The organism is Thermococcus onnurineus NA1, assembly GCF_000018365.1.
GTDB lineage: Archaea > Methanobacteriota_B > Thermococci > Thermococcales > Thermococcaceae > Thermococcus > Thermococcus onnurineus.
Genome location: NC_011529.1, coordinates 1,027,534 through 1,045,431, shown reverse-complemented (window position 1 = coordinate 1,045,431; position 17,898 = coordinate 1,027,534). Strand labels below are relative to the sequence as shown.

The following is a 17,898-nucleotide window of genomic DNA, read 5'->3' as shown; positions in this document are numbered from 1 at the left end:
CAGATCACCTTAGCTTTCTTATTTCAACCTCCCCAAAGGGCTCCCAAGCCTCAGCCAGCCTCTCGGGCTCGTCGGTAATGGCGAAGACCGCTGGTCCCTTCCCACTGAGGCCTGGAACGGCGCCCATACTCATGGCCACTCTGAAGGGCTTCGTATCGTGGCCGAGGAACGTCCCGTATATCAGCCCGTTTATCACCGCCGCCTTCCTCCACTCCCCGGCCAGCGCAAGCCTGAATGCTTCCTCAACGTACGGCCTCAGCACGGAAAAGTCTAGCCCCCTCAGGCTCTCCGTCATAAGGCTCTCCCCGGGCATGAGCACAACGGTTTCACCTTCCACTTCCCTCCTCCCGAGTAGCTCGTTTTTCGTGTTGTCCGTTATGCAAAGGCCGCCGAAGTAGGAGGCACAGGCGTCGTCGAAGGCCCCCGTGAGCGTAACGCCGGCCCGCTTCGCGGCCTCCACACCAAGCCTGACGACCTGTAAGGGCTCAAGGTCGAGCTTCAGTGCCTTGACGAGTGCCTCCGTGAGGGCGTTGGCCGCGGCGGAGCTACTTTTCAGGCCCTTTCCCACTGGTATTTCAGAGGTTATCTCAAACCTGATCCCGAAGTCCCCGCCTGTGAGTTCCCTGAGGAGGCCTACCACCGCCCGGACGAGCCTGTAGTCCTTAACCTCCTTTCCCCTCACTAGTATTTTCCCCTCTATCCCCCCTGAGGTTACCTTAACCCTCGCACTTGTCCACATATCAATCCCGATCGCCACCCCCTTTCCGGTTGCGAAGGCGTTAACCACCGTAACAGCCGCGCTTGCTGAGCCCTTCAAGCGCAACCCTCCTCATGAAATCAACGTCGGGACTTACTCCCGTCCAGAGGCGGAAGCTTTCAGCCCCCTGATAGACGAGCATCCAGAGGCCATCTACCGTAAGGCATCCCCTCGCCTCGGCCTCCCTGAGGAGGAGCGTCTTAGGTGGGGTATAAACAGCATCCATGACGACCGCTCCCTCTGGGAGAAGCTCCGGAGGGACAATGCTCCTCTCCTCGTTCATACCCACGGGCGTGGCGTTTATCAGGACGTCGGCATTTCTGATCTCAGCTTCAAGCCTCGACCTCTCCAGCCTTCCGACCTCGATTCCGAAGCGCTCGAGGGTTTTTGCCCTCTCAGGGGTTCTGTTGAGGACGACCACGCTTGCAACCTTTGAGAGCTCGTGGGCTATTGCCTTCCCCGCACCGCCAGCCCCTATGATTAGAACCCTCCTCCCCTTTAGCTTCGTGAACCTCTCAAGGGCTTTCCGGGCCCCAACTCCGTCGGTGTTGTGTCCTATGAGTTCTCCTCCCCTGTTGACGACCGTGTTAACGCTGTTAAGGGCTTCAGCCTCGCTCGAGAGGCCGTCGAGGTGCCCGACAACGGTCTCCTTGTGGGGCATCGTCACGTTGAGGCCGCGGATCCCCAAAGCTCTGATCCCCTTTATGGCGCCTTCTAGGTCACTGACTTCAAAGGCAAGGTACACCGCGTTCATTCCGTAGAGCCGGAAGAGCGCGTTGTGCATCGCAGGGCTGAGGGAGTGACTCACCGGCCGCCCTATGAGCCCGTAGAGTACCGTTTCAGCGTCCATCCCCGACCACCTCAATGGCTCTCCTCAGTTCCTCGACGGTGAGCTGGCCCGGGGCGGCCTCCTCATCGAGGGACGCGTAGGTAAAGGGAGCCAGGAGCGCGCTTATGAGCCTTGAAAGCCTTCCCAAAGAACCCATGCAGAAGGCGACCACGTTCTCCCTGCCCTCGTAGAGCCTCGCAATCCGGAGGTTGTCCCCAAGGGATCTGGCCATCGTCACGATCTTCATAACGTCGGGTTCGAGGGCTTCCATGGCCTTTACCACCCCCAAAAGCTCCCAGAAGTCCGGCGTTTCCTCGAAGTTGTGGTACGACAGGACAACACCCACCCTCTTCTCCCTGGCCTCTTTCACGACTCTTTCGGCTATGCCCGAGTTCAGCCCCACGTCAACATACGCGGGGTAGAGCTCCAGCACTCTCTTGTACACCCTGAGCCTCTCCTCATCGCTTGCTTCCCTCCTGCCGCCCTCTTCATAACTTCTGAACGTGAATATCAGGTTGGGGGCAAAGGGTTCGAGCTCCTCAAGGCCGTCAAATGAGGAGAAGTGGTCCAGCCTGACCTCGTACAAATCGGCCTCTCCGGATTTTATCTTTTCAACGGCCTTCTGGGCGTTTTTTGCCAATACTACACCCACTATCATGCTGTCTCCTCCAGTGCTCTCTTAACGACCTCCTCTCCGACCTCCTCAACGTGAACCTTTCCTATGTCCTCCGGGACTACGAAGACAAGCCTTCCGCGCCACGCCTTCTTGTCGAGCCTCATTTCCCTCACTATCTCCCCCGCCTCGAAGGGGTGTCTCGTGGGGAGGCCGAAGGCATTCAAGAGCTCCTCCACTTTGCCCGCGTCGAAGCCGTAGAGGTGCTCCCCAACCTTCGCCGCGACCATGAGGCCCATAGCCACGGCCAGACCGTGCTTTATTCTGTAGTCAGAGAGCTTCTCGATGGCGTGGGCAGTGGTGTGGCCGAGGTTCAGTATCCTTCTCTTCCCTGCCTCCATGAAGTCCTCCTCAACGACCTTGGCCTTGAAGAGGGCGCACTCCCTCACGAGCTCGGGGGTCATCCCGGGGAACTTCCTCACCATGCCGTATATTTTTCCCTTGAGCACGGCGTACTTGGCAACCTCCCCGAGGCCGTTGAGGACCTCCTCCCCAGGGAGTGTCGAGAGGGTTTCGTGGGCAATCAGCACGAAGTCCGGGAGGTAGAACGTTCCTATCATGTTTTTTCCGCGGAAGTTTACTCCGGTTTTTCCCCCGATCGCCGCGTCCACCTGTGCGAGGAGGGTCGTCGGCACGAGGCCGAGCATAGTGCCCCTCATGTATGTGGAGGCGATGAAGCCGGCCAGATCCGTCACAACGCCCCCGCCAAGGCCTACCAGCAGGGATCTCCTCGTAAAGCCCATGTCCACCAACATGTTCCAGACGTTAACCGCCGTCTCAAGCCTCTTGTGCTCCTCTCCATCGGGGATAACTATTGCCTCCCCGCCAACGAGCTCCATCACTTTACCTAGCCACAGCCGTTCAAGGGTCGTGTTGGTCAGTATGACCACCCTGTGGGGTCTGAGCTTCTCGACTACTGAAGGGAGCTCCTCGAGGGAGCCGAATATCAGTCCCTCCATCCCAGCCCCTCCAGCTCCTCCAGAAGTTTTCTGAAGCCCTCGAAGTCGAGTTGTTGGGCAGAATCCGAGAGGGCCTTCTCCGGCTCGGGGTGAACCTCCACCATTATGCCGTCGGCGCCGACGGCGTAGGCTGCCTTGGCGAGCGGGATGACAAGGCTCCTCCTTCCGGCCGGATGGGAGGGATCGACTATCGCGGGAAGGTGGGAGAGTTCCTTGATGACCGGAACGACCGAGATGTCGAGCGTGAAGCGCGTGGCAGTTTCAAAGGTTCTTATGCCCCTCTCGCACAGGATGACGTTCTCGTTTCCGCCGCTCATTATGTACTCCGCGGAGTGGAGAAGCTCCTGAACCGTGTTACCCATCCCCCTCTTGAGGAGCACGGGGTTGTCTATTTTTCCAACGGCCTTCAGGAGCTCGAAGTTCTGGGCGTTCCTGGCACCAATCTGGACGATATCCGAGTATTTCGCCACGAGCTCAACCTGCGAGGTGTCCATGACCTCGGTAACAGTTACAAGGCCGTACTCATCGGCAGCTTTTCTCAGCCATTTAAGGGCCCTCTCACCGTATCCCTGGAAAGAATAGGGGCTTGTCCTCGGCTTGAAGGCGCCGCCGCGGATCACCTTGACCCCTACCTCGGCCAGGAACTCCGCGACCTTTGTTATCTGCTCTTCGCTTTCCACGGCACAGGGACCGGCTATGATAGTGAACCCATCTCCTATTCTAACATCACCTACTTTGATTACAGTCCTTGATTTGTACTCCTTTGAGAACTTGAATTCAGGGCTCAAGCCACCACCTCCTCAAGCCTTCTGACAACTTTCTCGGCAGTCAGACCGTACCTGTCGAGGAGCGAAAGGTAGTCCCTGCTTGAACGGCCGAACTGCGTCGTTCCTATTCTTATCACCCGCCTCGGCATCCTCTCGGAGAGCACCTCCGCCACGGCGCCTCCAAGACCCCCGTAGATGCTGTGCTCCTCAAGGGTGACAACAACGTCAACCGGAGAGGCCATCCTCAGGAGAGTTTCCTCGTCGAGAGGCTTGACCGTGTGGAAGTCGGCAACTGCCGCTCTCATGCCCTTATCCTCGAGGGTATCCGCGACCTTCAACGCCACCGAGACCATGACGCCGTTGGCTATCAGAAGGACGTCGTTTCCCTTTCTGAGGATACTGGCCTTCCCGATTTTTAGCTTAGGCCTTTCGTACACCCTTGGGGCGTAGTCCCGGCCGAGGCGCATGTAAACAGGCCCCTCAAGCTTCACGGCCTCCCTGAGGAGAACCTCAACAGAGGGTGCGTCCGCGGGTACGATAACTCTCATGTTGGGGAGCACTCTCATGAGGGCGACGTCCTCCAGACACTGGTGGGAGGAGCCGTCGAGGTAGTCAGAGAAGCCCGAGTGGGTCGAGACGAGCTTGACGTTCAGGTTGTCCCTCGCGACGGTATTCCTTATCTGCTCCCACGCCCTCATGAGGAACGAGGCGAAGGCCGAGGCCACGGGTATCTTCCCGGCTATTGCAAAGCCAGCCGCCGTCGACACCATGTCCTGCTCGCTTATCCCCACCTGAAAGAACCTGTTTGGGAAGGCCTTCTCAAAGTATGACGTCCTCGTTGAGCTCTTCACGTCGGCATCGAGGACTACCAGCTTCAGTTCTTCCCTTCCAATCTCCACGAGGGTCCGTCCAAAGGCTTCGCGGAAGCTCTCTATCACTTCTCCCACCTCGCTATTATGACCTTGGGCCTGCCCTTGATTCTCTCGGCGTAGTCCAGAGCCGTCTCTATCGCGCTCCTCTCGTTAGGAACTTCTATGACCGTCCAGCCGAAGGCGCGCCACTTGTCTGCCAGGGGTTCCTTCCTCAGCGTCTCCTCGGTTCCGCCGGTGAGCTGGAAGTAGTTCCTGTCAACGATCGCTATCACGTTGTCGAGGCCGTAGTGGGAAGCGGTCATGGCGGCTTCCCACACCTGACCCTCGTCGAGCTCGCCGTCGCCAAGGATGACGTAAACCTTTTCACCCTTTCCGTCCGCCCTCTTGGCCAGTGCTATGCCGTTTGCCACCGACAGACCCTGCCCGAGGGAGCCGCTGGAGACCTCAATGAAGGGCAACCCCCTCGCAACGTGGCTCGGCAGGCCGTCTATGTCGGCGAAGGTCAGTAGCTCTTCCCATGTTATGAAGCCCATCTCGTGGAGGGTTACGTAGAAAGCGGGTGCGGAGTGACCCTTGCTGAGTATCACCACGTCTTCCTCGCCCTTCCTTTCGAGTACTGCCGATAGTATATCCAGACAGGTCTCGGAGGAGCTTAGGTGGAAGTTGTTGACCCTCTCGAGCATGTTGCGGAGCCTGAAAACTGCTTCACTCATTTTCATCAACCTCCAGAAGATTAAGAACAAAGAACCCGTGCTCAGTAAGGCGGACCGGTTTGGGGTCGTCCCTGGTTCCGTAGTCTATGAGGCCGAGATCCTTTAGTATCTTGGCGTTCAGTTTGAGGGTTGATATCGGCTTCTTCTCCTTCCTGCTGAGCTCCTCAAGGAGGGCGTTGAGGGATCGGTGTCTTCCGTTAACGCTCCTTAGGATCAGCCGCTGGTTCTCGTTCAGTGCCCTGAGAACAAGTTTCCTAATCACCTCACCCCCGAAGGGGGTTACCAATATTGGCGGGGCATCACCTTCGGTTCTGCCATGACGACCACCGGGATTATGGGGAACGTTGCCCCTATTTAAACCCTTGGACAGGAAGGGCTGGCTATTGTACCAACTGGATAAACTCCGACCATCCATTTCCGTCAGTAGTCCCCCATATACGGGAACATCTTGTCACCGTGACTCCCAACTGCCCAAAAACGTTATCTGAACAGGAACGGACTTCCGCCAGTGATGGAATGAGGTTGCCGTTATCGGCGCTGGAACCGCTGGAAGTGCAGTTGCCAAAGCCCTGAGCGAGGCCGGCCATGAGGTTATCGCACCCGGAGAAACGTTGAGAAGATCAAATGGCTTGGGGGGCATGGCGTAAAGCTCACGCGGAACAACGTGAAGGCGGCGGAATGGGCCGATGTTGTTTTCTCGCGGTCAAGCCGAACAAAGTTGGGCAGTGCTGGACGAGATGGGGAAAAGCTCGACGGAAAGCTGCTGATATTGCTGGCCGCTGGCATAGGGCTCGAATACATAGAGAGAAAAGTTCCGAAGGCTAAGGTGGTCAGGGCGATGCCCAACATAGCCGTTCTCGTCAAGGAGTCTTTTACGGCATACGCCATCGACCTAAAGGGTGACGACCTGAAAACCGTTGAGAACCTATTTCCTGCCTTTGGAGAGTGCATAAAGGTTGGGGAGGAGCACATGGACGCCATAATGGGACTCGATGGTTTCGGACAGGCCTACGTGACGGTGTTCCTTGAGGCGATGGTCTACGGCCGCTTAAGGGTTGGTCTGCCGAGGGAAATTGCCTGGCTCGCCGTCCTCCAGACCCTCCTCGAGACGACGAAGCTCCTCATGGAGACGGACAGACATCCGGCCGAGGTGAAGGGAGGGGATGATAACCCCGCTGGGACTACGATAGACGGCGTCTTTGAGCTCGAGGAAGAAGGGTGAGGATGGCGGTGGTGAAGGCCATAGACGCGGCGACCAGAAAGTCGAGGATACTCTCGAAAAGGCCTAAAATCCGTTGAAGCTCACAACCTCTTCAAGCTTTTTCCTCTCGTACTTCGGCTTCGGGTCTGCCGGATATCCAACGGGCAGGATGACCTGAAGCTTGTAGTCTCTGGGGGCGTTCAAAAGCTCCTCGACAGGCTTCGGGTTGGGCGGTGTGTAGGTTACCGTCCCGAGGCCCAGCTCTTCAAGTGCTAAAAGAAGATATCCGACCGCTATCCACGTTGATTGGAGCCAGTAGGGGGCCTTTGTGTTGCCGAAGACAAGGATCAGGTAAGGGGCTTCGCTCAGGAAGGGCTTCTCTGGCCTGAATCCCTTGGCGTTCAGCCAGGCCATCAGGTCGCCCTTTGTCTTTGAGTAGAACTTCTTCTCTTCTTCCTCGCAGAGCTCCCGTATCTTCCCTTTCAGCCACTCATCGTCTATTACAACAAAGCGCCATGGTTGGGCGTTCATTCCGGATGGAGCTTCCTTTGCAGCCTCGAGGGCTTTCATGATTGCATCAAGTGACGGTTTATCCGGTAGGAACTGCCTCACAGTCTTTCTCCGCTTTGCGAGCTCAAAAACCCTCATGCCACCACCGTAGGGGTTAGGAGAACAGAGATAAAAACCTTGGCCTCAGACGTAGAAAACCATTCCATCATACGCGACCAGAACTTTGTTGCCCCATCTTTTGCGGACGTACTCCGTGAGTTCGAGGAAGGGCAGGTTTTTGTGAGATATGTGGCTGAGAACGGTTCTCTCGGTAAGCTCAAGCCCAATTTCAGCGCCCTCATCAACGTTGTTGTGATAGGGATCATCGAAATCCGGGGATAAGTGGCGTCAACGATGGCCAGCCTCAGTGGGGCCTTTTTCTCCAGAACCTTCCGCGTCTCCTCTGGAAGTCCCTTTGTGTCGTAGAGTATTGCAACACTCTTTCCGTCCTCCTCGATTAAATAACCGAGAGTTTCAACCTGGTGATTGAGCTTTAGGGCAGTGATCTTGAGCGTGTCGATTTTCAGAGTATCGCCGGGCTTTTATGAAGTTCGGCTGCAGGTTTTTGGGGTCGTTGAGTATCAGCGCATCCGCGTGTTTGCCACTGTAGAGGGCTTCCTCTGGGCGAAGCCAAAGTTCCTCGCCTCGTTGCATGAGGAACAGGTGCAAAGGTGAGCCGGAATTCCCTCGCTCCCGCCGGTGCCGATAAAGTAAACTATCATCCTGCCACCTATTTTACGGTCGTAAAATAGTCCCCTTATAAGGATTGCCACCAACTCTAATCCATGAAGTTCATCGCCGACATGATGCTTGGTCGTTTGGCCCGCTGGTTGAGGCTCTACGGCTACGATACACTCTATGGAATCGAGGATGACAATGAGATACTCAGGATTGCCCTAGAGGAAGGGCGAATAATACTCACAAGAGATTCCGGTTTGGCCAGAGTGGCGAAAAGGCTCGGTGCAGAAGTGATTCTTATCCACTCAAACTCACTTGAGGAGCAGGTTAAGGAACTCAAGGAGCATGGACTGGAGTTCAAAGATCTCTTCCCCACCAACGCGAGATGTCCGAAGTGCAACGGGCTGATAAGGCCGATTCGAAAGGGGGAAATCAGAGACAAAGTTCCATCGAGCGTTTACGCAAATTACGACGAGTTCTATATCTGCGAGAGCTGTGGTCAGATATACTGGCCGGGGAGGCAGTGGAGGGAGATGCTAAAAATCGACGAAAGGCTGAGGAGGATTTAAAAACTTCTGCCCCAACTCGGTTTGGTGAGCCAATGGAGTGGGAAGAGTGGGAGCCTTTCTACCTACGCATAGTCCGTGAGATGGGTTATTCCATTGAGAAAGACCGCGAAGCCGCCCAAATACTGAGAGCGCTTCTGTTGGAGGGAGATGACTACATCCTGAGGGAGGAACTTAAGGCGGTCGTCGGCAGAAGAGTCTATATCTTCGGCGCCGGTCCGAGCCTCGAGGAGGTCTTAAATAAGTTCGACTTCTCCGATGGAACGCTCATAGCCGCCGACGGTGCCACTTCCGCACTGCTTGAGTTCGGCTTGGTTCCAGACATTGTTGTTACTGACCTCGATGGAAGGATTCCTGACTTGAAAATAGCCAACGATAGGGGGGCATTTATGGTAATCCACGCCCACGGAGACAACATCGAGAAGATGGGCATTTACGTACCCATTTTCGAGCGAATCCTCGGAACGTGCCAGACCGAACCCTTGGACATCGTCTACAACTTCGGCGGCTTCACCGACGGCGACAGGGCGGCTTTTCTGGCTGAGGCACTGGGGGCCGAGGAAGTAGTCCTGGTTGGCTTTGATTTCGGTGAAACGGTCGGCAGATGGAGCAAACCGGGTCTGAAGGAGCACTCGCCGATGTGGGAGAGCAAGCGAAAGAAGTTCGCCTTTGCGAAGGAGCTTCTGGACTGGTTGGCGAAAAATGGAAAAGCGAAGATTATCCAATTCCCTGTCTCAGGTGAGGGAGGATAACTTTTTTATATTGCTTTGCCACTACTAACATAGGTGGTTCTATGGCGGACATTGAAACGGCCAAACTGCTCATAAAGATTGGGGGAATAATCTCGCTTATAGCGGGAGTTCTCGGGGGATTAGTGCTTCTGATAACCATCATTGGCATAATCCTTGCAATTCCGGCGTTCATACTCGCATGGTGGATCTATAAGCGCTCCAATGAGGTTGTGGAGCTCGTTGATATAGGGGAATACAAAGAGGCTAAAAACAAGCTCATTATACCAATGGTGCTCTCGCTCCTCTTCTTCAGTACGGTAAGTGGTATCCTAATGCTTGTGGGCCTTATACTGCTCCCCTCAGAACCGTCCACCCATTCAAAACTCGAAAAATCCTAATGTTAAAAAAGGAGGGACTCAAACGAGATCCCTCAGCTTCTTCACTTTTCCTGCCTTTATCTCCAGGTAACCGAGCTTCTTCAGAAGGCGAAGGATTTCTTCCAGAGCCTTCGGCGAATAGTTTATCACGAGGGTTCCCTTCTCAGTGGGTATAGCCATTGGTGAAACCCTCACGAAACCCTTCACCAGATCCTCCTCGGGAACCTTCTCGTTTCCGAGGGTCTTGAGGATTTCCCCTGCGAGGATAGCCCTGCCGATGAGCCCGAAGTAGACCTTTAGGAGGTAGTCCTCGGGGAAGTACCTGGCGGCGAGCTTTCCAAGGGTGTTTATCTTGCGTATGTCGAGCTCGAGGATCTCGAACTCGTACTCCATGGTTAGATCAGTGAAGGCGAACTGCTTGGCGATTTTTTCGGTGCTCTCCGGGTTGTGAACGAGGTTGAAGGGGAACTTAAACTCAAACCTGAGCTTTGTGATATCAACGCCCTCTTTGAGCTTTATTATCCCATCGCTGTACTCTATCGCCTCGTTTCTTGTGAGCTGGTCGAGGATTTCAACGACCCACGGACCCTCCTGGATGAGCGTCTCGAATTTTTCGCCAACCTTTATGTGCTCCAAGATGTGGTTCAGACTCTCCTTGAATGACAGAAAACCCTCTTTGAGCGCCTCCTTGTCGGCTCCTTCCATGACGTCTATCTGAGCACCTATCTCTTCAAGTGTCCCCTCGAGAAGATAACCCACGAAGCTCTCGTAGCTCAGCCTCTCATGAAGTTCAAACTTGATACCTTCTCTCTTGAGGTCTTCAAGTAGCGATCTTTTGACTGCTTCGTTCTTCGTGACGAATCTCATTCTATCACCGAACGGGAAACGATTAAAAGCCTTATAGGTTTTTGGTTTCTGGAGGTGAGGATATGAGCGAGAAGCAGTATCTCCTCGACAAGACTCTTGAAACGTGGAAGGGCAAAAGAGTGGCCTTAGCCGTAAGCAGCGAGCACTCCTTCACAGGAATAATCGAAGACTTTGACGAGGAGGTTATCCTCCTGAGGGACGTTGTGGACATAGCTGGAAACAAGGCCAAGGCTCTGATAGTTAAAATCGATGACCTTAACTGGATAATGCTCCTGTGAGGTGATGATATGAAGGCCGTAGCATTCGTTGGCTATAAAAAGAGCGGGAAAACGGCGACCCTTGAAGCAGTCGCGAGGGTTCTGAAAGAGCGCGGTTACAGAGTTGCGATAGCCAAGAGCATGCATGCAGACTTCGACAGAGAGAACAGCGACACTTGGCGCTTCTCAAAGATTGCCGACGCTGTCATCGTGAAGGCCCACGACACTGATGCGCTCCTCTTCAGGGCCAAGGACATAAATGCCCTCTTTTCGATGGTCAACGCCGATTTTCTTCTGCTGGAGGGCTTTAAATCGGTGCAACACTTGCCCAGGGTCATCTGCGCGAGAGACTCCAAGGACGTCCTCGAGCTCAACAACGGTCTAGCGATAGCGGTGAGTGGGATCATAGCCGAAAGTGGGATTGACGAGGTTGAGGGATTGCCGGTTATAAACGCCCTCACCGAGCCCGAGAGGCTCGCCGACCTCGTGGAAAAGCGCGCCTTCATGCTGCCCAACATAGACTGTCACATGTGTGGCTTCAAGTGCGCTGAGATGGCGAAGATGATTGTCAAAGGCGAGAAAACGCTCAATGACTGTGTGGTTCTCAGCTCAAAGCCAAAGGTCACTGTTAAGATAGACGGCCAGGTTCTTCCGATGAAGGACTGGGTACAGGAGCTCGTCGAGAAGACGATTAAGGGCATGCTCTCGGCAATGAAGGGTTACAGGGGTGGGAGGAAGATAGAAATAATCATAAGGGATGATTGAGTCTTTCGAAGTCCCTAAATCCAACACTTTCAACCTTTTCCCTCAACATTCTCCCTTTTTTGGCCCTCTTTGCCATTGGTCCGTAATGCTACTCACGATTTCAACAGGAACTTCCCGAACTTTCTCTCCTTCAAGCACAAAAGCTCTGTAGTTTCCATTATCATCAACTATCAGCCACACCACTGGCCAGAGCCTCATACCCGGCAGATCATGCCCACTCGGCCTCGGTGGGCACTTCAAGTGGGAGTGGAAGATGCCAACGACTTCAAGTCCCCTTTTTTCTGCCTCATCTATAGCTTGCACCATCTCAAGGGGTTCCATCTCAAACGCCGTTGGGGAGCCGATGCGGTTAGTTATGAAGCGAATATCCTTGACGATAGCGCTTTCACAGTTTTTTCTGCCAAAAAGGAAACCACATATCTCGATCCCTGATTTCTTCGCCGCCTTGATAATCCGGTTTAAATCCTCTTGTCGAATCGTCAACTTCATGTTCGAGAATATGCCCGTTAAGCTTATAAATTTTGGACGAATGACAGGATTTTGCGGTGGTAAAATGAAATGGGCCCTCACTCTGCACGGCGGGGAAAACCATGGTGAAACTATAATCTTCCACGCCGAAACAGCTGACGAGGCCAGAATGGTCGCGGTCAGGGAACTGAAGCGAAAGGACGCGAGGGTTTTCGAGCTCGAGAAGCTTGAGTGAATTCTGCGTGGTTTTCTTTCCTCTTACTCTTCCTCCACGATGATGCCCACATTTGGGTCTCTTGTAAGTAATGGGCATCAATGCCCACTTTCGGCTGTGGTTTTCCATTCATTGACGTACTCAATTGTGCAGTAATGTTTTTAAAAAGGTCGAAATTTTCTATCACTCACGGTGATATATTGGGGGTGACTTCATGCTGGCAAGAATAGTCTACTATCGCGAAAACACTCTTCCAGAGGAGCTCGTCGTTGCAGTTAACAGCATCGAAAAGGCCGAGAAGATTGCAAGGGAGAAGATGGGAGAGTTTAAGGCCGTAGACTTCGAAGTCGAGATGATAGCTTAGTCTCTCCCCTCCGATTTCTATCACATTAACGTTGATTGGCAGCTCTTTAGGCTTGTTAGCTACCTTTTGGCCGTCCCTTCGGGCGGGCGCGCTATAAGGGCGACGTCGCCTTCGTAATGCTCGCCCCTCGCTATGCCGTAACCTATGGTCCTCCTCACCTCATTCCCGTATTTGGAGACCAACTTTTGGGTATGCTCAACAGCACGCGGTATATCATGCAACTACTTCCTTAGAATTTTCTAACCCGAACAGAATGAGCACCAGTCCAGTTAGCGTCGCGGCAAAGTAGACTTTGATGCTGACGAAGTGCATCGGGATTGCGAGTATCAAAATCAGTCCAGCGGTTCTCAGTATCGTCTGTTCGGTCATCTCTGCAAGCACGTCGAGGGTCTTGTGGAGGTAATAGAGCGAGAGCGCCTGCAGGAACAGGAAGACCACGTGAACGCCGTTGTAAACGAGCGGGCTCGTTTCAATCGGGGTTATCCCAAGCACTTTCGCCCAGCCAGATATGCCGAGGAATATCTTTGCCACGTAGAGCGGCACCGAGAGTAGGAAGGCGACTACCGAAAGCCTAACTGCGCGGCCTAGCTCTTTTCTGCCGAGCTTGTCGAGCGCTCCCCTAAGAAGGAGCAGGCCCACTATAGTGAGGGGGTAGAGGTACATCATAAGAATCAGAGTTAGCCCATAGGCTCCCTGGAGCTTCCTTACTACTTTCATAGCATCCCCAGAAAAGATGGTTTCAAAAGGTTAAAAGGTTAGAGGCTGGGGCATCGGCCCCTTGCCCCGTGTGAACTATTGTTCACTGGCTCACGCACCGCGTGAGCGCTTGAACTGCTCCTGGATTTTCTTGTAGTACTCCATGGTCTCCTTGCTCACGCTCGGGCCTATCTTCTCCAGTGCCTCCTCGAAGTCGGCCATTGTAACCTTGACCTTCTGCTTTATCTCGTCGGCCTTCATTCCAGGCTTGATGACTCCCTCCTGGAGGGCCTTCCTCATGGCGAGCATGGCAGCCTCCCTGACCACTGCCGCTATGTCAGCTCCGGTGTAACCCTCCGTTCTCCTGGCGAGCTCTTCGAGGCTGATGTCCTCTGCGAGCGGTACGTTCCTGGTGTGCACCTTGAATATCTCCAGTCTGGCCTTCTCGTCTGGCGCTGGTACGAGTATCAGCCTGTCGAACCTTCCTGGCCTAAGCAGGGCTGGATCTATGATGTCTGGCCTGTTGGTTGCAGCAATGACAACCACACCGCTGTTCTCGGCTATGCCGTCCATCTCGGTGAGCAGCTGATTGATGAGCCTGTCGGTGACCCTGTTCACGTCAGTGCCGCGGCGTGGGGCTATTGCGTCTATCTCGTCGATGAATATCACCGTCGGGGCAGCCTGCCTGGCCTTGCGGAATATCTCGCGGATGTTCTTCTCACTTTCACCGACCCACTTGCTGAGCACCTCTGGACCTCTGATGGCGATGAAGTTGGCTTCGCTCTCCGTGGCCACTGCCTTGGCTAATAGCGTCTTACCGGTTCCCGGCGGACCGTAGAGGAGTATTCCCTTCGGTGGGGTTATGCCCAGTCCGAGGAAGGCCTCCGGGTACTTGAGCGGCCACTCGACAGCCTCTTTGAGTTCCTGCTTAACATCTTCAAGGCCACCGATGTCGTCCCAGCGGACGTTCGGGACTTCGAGGAGCACCTCCCTGAGCGCTGACGGCTCGACCATCTTGAGGGCCTCGTAGAAGTCCCTCTTGGTGACCTTGAGCTCCTCCAAGACCTCCTTCGGTATGTGCTCAGCCTCGAAGTCTATCTTGCCCTCCTTGATGAGCCTCCTCAGAGCGGCCATCGCTGCCTCTCTTGCCAGCGCTGCCAGATCAGCTCCAACGAAGCCGTGGGTCTTCTCGGCCAGCTCCTCCAGCAGGTCGTCGATGAGCTTGACCTTGACCTCATCGTAGAGCCTCTCATCGAGCTCCCTGAGTATCTCCTTGACTTCCTCCTCGGTCTTGGCCCTTTCCACCTTCTCGATGGCCCTGTCGATGACATCCCTGAAGCGCTCGTCGCCACGAAGGTTTTCGAGTATCTTCTTGACCTTGCTGACCCTGAACTCTGGCTCGATTGGCATCCCTCTGGTGTGTATCTGGAGTATCTCTTTCCTGCCCTGCTTGTCGGGGACTCCGACCTCAAGCTCACGGTCGAACCTTCCTGGCCTTCTGAGGGCCGGATCTATCGCATCGGGCCTGTTGGTGGCGGCAATGACTATGACCTTTCCGCGGCTCTTGAGGCCATCCATCAGGGTCAGGAGCTGGCTGACGACTCTCTTCTCGACTTCGCCGTGGGTCTCTTCCCTCTTGGGAGCAATTGCGTCAATCTCGTCTATGAAGATTATTGCTGGAGCGTTCTCCTCTGCCTCCTTGAATACCTCTCTGAGCCTCTCTTCGCTCTCGCCGTAGTACTTGCTCATTATCTCCGGTCCGTTGATGGCTATGAAGTGGGCGTTGGCCTCGTTGGCGACGGCCTTAGCGAGGAGCGTCTTTCCAGTTCCAGGCGGACCGTAAAGGAGCACACCCTTCGGCGGCTCGATGCCGAGCTTCTCGAATATCTCTGGGTGCTTGAGCGGGAGCTCTATCATCTCCCTGACCTTCTGGATGACGTCCTTGAGGCCGCCTATGTCCTCGTAGGTGACGCCGAGTGCTGCCGTCTTGCTGACCTCCTTGACGGGCTTCTCGCTGACGGTGAAGTCGGTGAACTCGGTTATCTGGACTATACCGGCTGGAGTAGTCGCGGTGACGACGAAGGTGAGCTCCTGACCGAGTATACCTACCTTGATGTAGTCTCCCCTAACGACTGGCCTGCCGACAAGCCTGCTGTGGAGCCACTCAACGAAGTCGTGTCCAAAGCGTATCGGCTCGGTCGGGGCAACTATGGCCTTCTTGGCTTCCTTGACCTCTGCCTTTCTGACCGTAACCTCGTCGCCAAGTCCAACTCCAGCGTTCTTCCTGATGGTTCCATCCATTCTGATGATGGAAAGTCCCTCGTCCTCTGGGTAAGCTGGCCAAACGACCGCGGCGGTGTTCTTGGTTCCGATGATCTCGATGATATCACCCGGCTGGACGCCAATCTCGCGCATGGCTTTCCTGTCTATCCTAACTATCCCTCTTCCAACGTCGCGCTGGTATGCAGACGCGACCTTCAGCTTAACTTCCCTCTTTTCGGTCATTATTTACCACCTCCAAACTTTTCATGACCGATGATCTTGATTAGACTGATTTTAGCCAAATTCTGGCCAAAGATTAACAAAAAAACGAAAGCGTCACTCAATCTTAACCTCGAAGCCATCTCCTTCCTTCTTGGTCGGGTGCTTCTTCGGAATCCTGATTTCAAGGACGCCGTTGTTGTACTTGGCCTTGGTCTTCTCTGGGATGACTTCCTCTGGGAGCCTGATGATTCTCCTGTAGCCGCTGTAGTAGCGCTCGATCTTTATGGCTCCCTCGCGCTCAAGCTCCTTCTCGCGCCTGACCTGGGCCTCGATGTAAACCGCATCTTCGGTGACCCTGACCTTGATGTCCTCCTTTCTGACTCCTGGAAGCTCAGCGGTGATGACGAACTCGTCACCCCTGTCGAAGATATCAACGAAGGGCTCCCTCCAGACCTCGCTGGTAAACTCTTCGTACGCTGGCCCCTCGCGGTGGCCCCAGAGCCTTGGCCCGCGCATGAAGTCCCTGAATATTGCGTCAATCTCCTCCTGGATCTCTCTCATTATGTCGAATGGGTCCCAGTAAGGGCGGTCCCTCCTCCAGACCACCGGCACCACCCCCCATCTTTTGGTTACCAGTAGTAACTAAAAAAGAGGAGTTTATAAAGTTTTGTGTCTTTTAGTGTGCATCGGTGACTAAAACCTGCTTCACTCTTTGGTTTTCTTTTCCTTGAACCTCACAATGGGCGCGTTCCAGACGAGTTTAGTGGGGATGGTGACGGTCTCTCCGTCGTCCCCGATTAGAACAATGTTCGTGGCGTTTATCTCCTTAACGACACCCTTGTAGCCCTTTAGGTTCACATAGTCACCTATCTCGAAGGGCCTCACTGCCGATATCCAAGCACCTGCGGCTATGTTGTTCAGCATGTCATGCAACCCAAAGCCCATGAGGATGCCGATGAAGGCCGTCACGCTTATCGTCAGGCCCTCTATCTGGTAGCCCAAGTAACTCAAAGCTGTGAAGATCGAGAACATGACTCCTACAACGACGACAAAGTCCTCAAGGAAGTCGAGGATGAGGCCGTGGATATTAAACCTGTTCGTGGATTTCCTTATGCTAATTCCTATGATCTTTGAGATTAGAGAGCCAACCACGATTATGAGGATTGCATAAATCAGCTTTTCGAGTTCCATGGGATTTCCCTACTTTAGGTTGTCCCTGCGCCTTTTAAGGTTAGAGCTCCAGAACAGAGTTAGGCTCGAGGGCCTCCGCCTCGTAACCCAGACCCCTCAGTATACGGGCGAACTCTCCGGCGAAACCATAAACTGTGAAAATTCTCTCGGGCTTTACTCTCTCTACTATTTTCATCAGCTCCCAGAAATCCGCATGATTGCTCAGCTTCAGCCTCCCAAAGCCCGAAACAGTAAGCTCCCACGGTGAAAGAGAGTTCTCAACCCTTGGCGAGCGATAGGAGCGAAGCACAATATCGCCATCTCTTTCGATGTTGCGAAACTCGATCCCGAACTTCGCGTAAATCCGAGCAACCTTCAGCATCTCCCTAGAGACTTTCACAGTATAGCCATGAACGTCGAGTATCTTCATGACTTCCTGGGCTTTCCCCATCTGGTTGACGTAGAGGGTCGGCCTCTTTCCCCTGTCTAAGGCCTCCTCCACGAAGGCCACCAGCTTTTTCTCGGCCTCTCGCGGGGATGGGAACGTGAACGAGGGGATCCCGAAGGTAGCTTCGATTATGAGAACATCGGCTCTCGGAAAGTGGCTCTTTTCGGCAGTTCTCAGCTTGAACCACTTGGTGTCGCCGGTATAGAAAACCGTTCCCGTGTCCAGCCAGAGCTTTATCCCGGCGGAGCCGAGCATATGGCCCGCTGGATAGAGCCTGGCTTTGTACTCGCCGAGGTAGAAGGTCTCTCCAAACTCGACCTCGCGGTAGAAGCCGCCCTTCCTGAGGTGGCTGAGGAACTTTGTCGCTTTGGTGGCGAAGATAACCTCGCCGCTAACAAAATGGTCGGCATGGGCGTGGCTCTGGAATGCTATCTTGGCGGAGCTGTCAAGACCGAGGTTGTGTATCAGCATTATACTGAACTGCGGTGACGGT

25 protein-coding genes and 1 pseudogene are annotated in these 17,898 nt (G+C 54.4%); 9 read left to right on the top strand and 17 right to left on the bottom strand.

Annotation, left to right across the window (positions count from 1 at the left end; translation table 11 throughout):
* Positions 1–4: 4 nt before the first annotated feature.
* From TON_RS05780 to TON_RS05745, 8 genes are read right to left on the bottom strand one after another with little or no spacing between them, the layout of a single operon-like run.
* A complete protein-coding gene (locus tag TON_RS05780) occupies positions 5–823 on the bottom strand; it encodes a shikimate kinase (RefSeq protein ID WP_048055077.1) in 819 nt (272 codons plus the stop codon).
* A complete protein-coding gene (locus TON_RS05775; RefSeq protein WP_012572096.1) occupies positions 780–1,607 on the bottom strand; it encodes a shikimate dehydrogenase in 828 nt (275 codons plus the stop codon). The genes TON_RS05780 and TON_RS05775 overlap by 44 nt, the downstream gene beginning before the upstream one ends.
* Complete coding sequence (locus TON_RS05770) at positions 1,597–2,244, bottom strand: 3-dehydroquinate dehydratase (protein ID WP_012572095.1); 648 nt, start codon at positions 2,242–2,244, stop codon at positions 1,597–1,599. Before TON_RS05770 ends, TON_RS05775 begins: the two co-directional genes overlap by 11 nt.
* Positions 2,241–3,218 carry a 3-dehydroquinate synthase gene (locus TON_RS05765; RefSeq protein WP_012572094.1) on the bottom strand — a complete coding sequence of 326 codons (978 nt, stop codon included), beginning with the start codon at positions 3,216–3,218 and terminating at the stop codon, positions 2,241–2,243. The genes TON_RS05770 and TON_RS05765 overlap by 4 nt, the downstream gene beginning before the upstream one ends.
* A complete protein-coding gene (gene aroF / locus TON_RS05760; RefSeq protein ID WP_012572093.1) occupies positions 3,206–4,006 on the bottom strand; it encodes a 3-deoxy-7-phosphoheptulonate synthase in 801 nt (266 codons plus the stop codon). Before aroF ends, TON_RS05765 begins: the two co-directional genes overlap by 13 nt.
* Positions 4,003–4,923, bottom strand: coding sequence for a transketolase family protein (locus TON_RS05755; RefSeq protein WP_012572092.1), 921 nt, complete (start codon positions 4,921–4,923; stop codon positions 4,003–4,005). Before TON_RS05755 ends, aroF begins: the two co-directional genes overlap by 4 nt.
* Positions 4,920–5,570, bottom strand: a complete 651-nt coding sequence (locus TON_RS05750) for a thiamine pyrophosphate-dependent enzyme (RefSeq protein WP_012572091.1) — start codon at positions 5,568–5,570, stop codon at positions 4,920–4,922. The genes TON_RS05755 and TON_RS05750 overlap by 4 nt, the downstream gene beginning before the upstream one ends.
* Complete coding sequence (locus TON_RS05745) at positions 5,563–5,832, bottom strand: hypothetical protein (RefSeq protein ID WP_238516376.1); 270 nt, start codon at positions 5,830–5,832, stop codon at positions 5,563–5,565. The genes TON_RS05750 and TON_RS05745 overlap by 8 nt, the downstream gene beginning before the upstream one ends.
* A gap of 268 nt (positions 5,833–6,100) precedes the next feature.
* On the opposite strand from TON_RS05745, the gene TON_RS10725 reads away from it, so the two are divergent.
* On the top strand, positions 6,101–6,217 hold the full coding sequence (locus TON_RS10725; protein WP_337998375.1) for a hypothetical protein: 117 nt from the start codon (positions 6,101–6,103) through the stop codon (positions 6,215–6,217).
* Positions 6,218–6,288: 71 nt separating this feature from the next.
* Complete coding sequence (locus tag TON_RS05740) at positions 6,289–6,792, top strand: pyrroline-5-carboxylate reductase dimerization domain-containing protein (protein ID WP_337998366.1); 504 nt, start codon at positions 6,289–6,291, stop codon at positions 6,790–6,792.
* A 63-nt stretch (positions 6,793–6,855) separates the two neighbouring features.
* Here TON_RS05740 and TON_RS05735 read toward each other — a convergent pair whose 3' ends face one another.
* Together TON_RS05735 and TON_RS10270 are read right to left on the bottom strand one after the other, a co-directional pair.
* Entirely contained in the window at positions 6,856–7,419 is a 564-nt protein-coding gene (locus tag TON_RS05735; protein ID WP_012572088.1) for a nitroreductase family protein, read from the bottom strand.
* A 45-nt stretch (positions 7,420–7,464) separates the two neighbouring features.
* Positions 7,465–8,042: pseudogene (locus tag TON_RS10270) on the bottom strand (MBL fold metallo-hydrolase).
* A gap of 63 nt (positions 8,043–8,105) precedes the next feature.
* Between TON_RS10270 and TON_RS05725 the strand changes: the two are divergent.
* Genes TON_RS05725 through TON_RS05715 form a run of 3 tightly spaced genes read left to right on the top strand, consistent with a single transcriptional unit; the run spans position 8,106 to position 9,693 of the window.
* A complete protein-coding gene (locus TON_RS05725) occupies positions 8,106–8,567 on the top strand; it encodes a DUF5615 family PIN-like protein (protein WP_012572085.1) in 462 nt (153 codons plus the stop codon).
* A 32-nt stretch (positions 8,568–8,599) separates the two neighbouring features.
* Entirely contained in the window at positions 8,600–9,316 is a 717-nt protein-coding gene (locus tag TON_RS05720) for a 6-hydroxymethylpterin diphosphokinase MptE-like protein (RefSeq protein WP_012572084.1), read from the top strand.
* Between the two features lie 41 nt (positions 9,317–9,357).
* Positions 9,358–9,693 (top strand): hypothetical protein, encoded by a 336-nt coding sequence (locus TON_RS05715; RefSeq protein ID WP_012572083.1) that lies wholly within the window; start codon positions 9,358–9,360, stop codon positions 9,691–9,693.
* 18 nt (positions 9,694–9,711) lie between these two features.
* On the opposite strand, the gene TON_RS05710 is transcribed toward TON_RS05715, so the two are convergent.
* Positions 9,712–10,539: a hypothetical protein gene (locus tag TON_RS05710; protein WP_012572082.1), complete on the bottom strand. Its 828-nt coding sequence runs from the start codon at positions 10,537–10,539 to the stop codon at positions 9,712–9,714.
* 62 nt (positions 10,540–10,601) lie between these two features.
* Here TON_RS05710 and TON_RS05705 point away from each other — a divergent pair, with 62 nt between their 5' ends.
* A complete protein-coding gene (locus TON_RS05705; protein ID WP_012572081.1) occupies positions 10,602–10,817 on the top strand; it encodes an LSm family protein in 216 nt (71 codons plus the stop codon).
* A 9-nt stretch (positions 10,818–10,826) separates the two neighbouring features.
* The gene (locus TON_RS05700; RefSeq protein WP_012572080.1) at positions 10,827–11,561 is read left to right on the top strand and encodes a molybdopterin-guanine dinucleotide biosynthesis protein MobB; all 735 of its coding nucleotides are present in this window, start codon (positions 10,827–10,829) and stop codon (positions 11,559–11,561) included.
* 42 nt (positions 11,562–11,603) lie between these two features.
* Here the strand turns inward: TON_RS05700 and TON_RS05695 are convergent, their stop codons facing one another.
* Positions 11,604–12,050, bottom strand: coding sequence for a M67 family metallopeptidase (locus tag TON_RS05695; RefSeq protein WP_012572079.1), 447 nt, complete (start codon positions 12,048–12,050; stop codon positions 11,604–11,606).
* 64 nt (positions 12,051–12,114) lie between these two features.
* Between TON_RS05695 and TON_RS10460 the strand changes: the two genes are divergently transcribed.
* Both TON_RS10460 and TON_RS10455 read left to right on the top strand, forming a co-directional pair.
* Positions 12,115–12,264 carry a hypothetical protein gene (locus TON_RS10460; protein WP_167729689.1) on the top strand — a complete coding sequence of 50 codons (150 nt, stop codon included), beginning with the start codon at positions 12,115–12,117 and terminating at the stop codon, positions 12,262–12,264.
* Between the two features lie 193 nt (positions 12,265–12,457).
* Positions 12,458–12,607, top strand: coding sequence for a hypothetical protein (locus TON_RS10455; RefSeq protein WP_012572077.1), 150 nt, complete (start codon positions 12,458–12,460; stop codon positions 12,605–12,607).
* 213 nt (positions 12,608–12,820) lie between these two features.
* Here TON_RS10455 and TON_RS05690 read toward each other — a convergent pair whose 3' ends face one another.
* From TON_RS05690 to TON_RS05670, 5 genes are all read right to left on the bottom strand, one after another.
* A complete protein-coding gene (locus TON_RS05690) occupies positions 12,821–13,324 on the bottom strand; it encodes a hypothetical protein (protein WP_012572075.1) in 504 nt (167 codons plus the stop codon).
* Positions 13,325–13,414: 90 nt separating this feature from the next.
* Positions 13,415–15,808 carry a CDC48 family AAA ATPase gene (locus TON_RS05685; protein ID WP_012572074.1) on the bottom strand — a complete coding sequence of 798 codons (2,394 nt, stop codon included), beginning with the start codon at positions 15,806–15,808 and terminating at the stop codon, positions 13,415–13,417.
* Between the two features lie 93 nt (positions 15,809–15,901).
* Entirely contained in the window at positions 15,902–16,393 is a 492-nt protein-coding gene (locus TON_RS05680) for an Hsp20/alpha crystallin family protein (protein WP_012572073.1), read from the bottom strand.
* 99 nt (positions 16,394–16,492) lie between these two features.
* Positions 16,493–16,978 carry a mechanosensitive ion channel family protein gene (locus TON_RS05675; protein WP_012572072.1) on the bottom strand — a complete coding sequence of 162 codons (486 nt, stop codon included), beginning with the start codon at positions 16,976–16,978 and terminating at the stop codon, positions 16,493–16,495.
* Between the two features lie 40 nt (positions 16,979–17,018).
* Positions 17,019–17,876: an MBL fold metallo-hydrolase gene (locus tag TON_RS05670; RefSeq protein WP_012572071.1), complete on the bottom strand. Its 858-nt coding sequence runs from the start codon at positions 17,874–17,876 to the stop codon at positions 17,019–17,021.
* Positions 17,877–17,898: the final 22 nt, after the last annotated feature.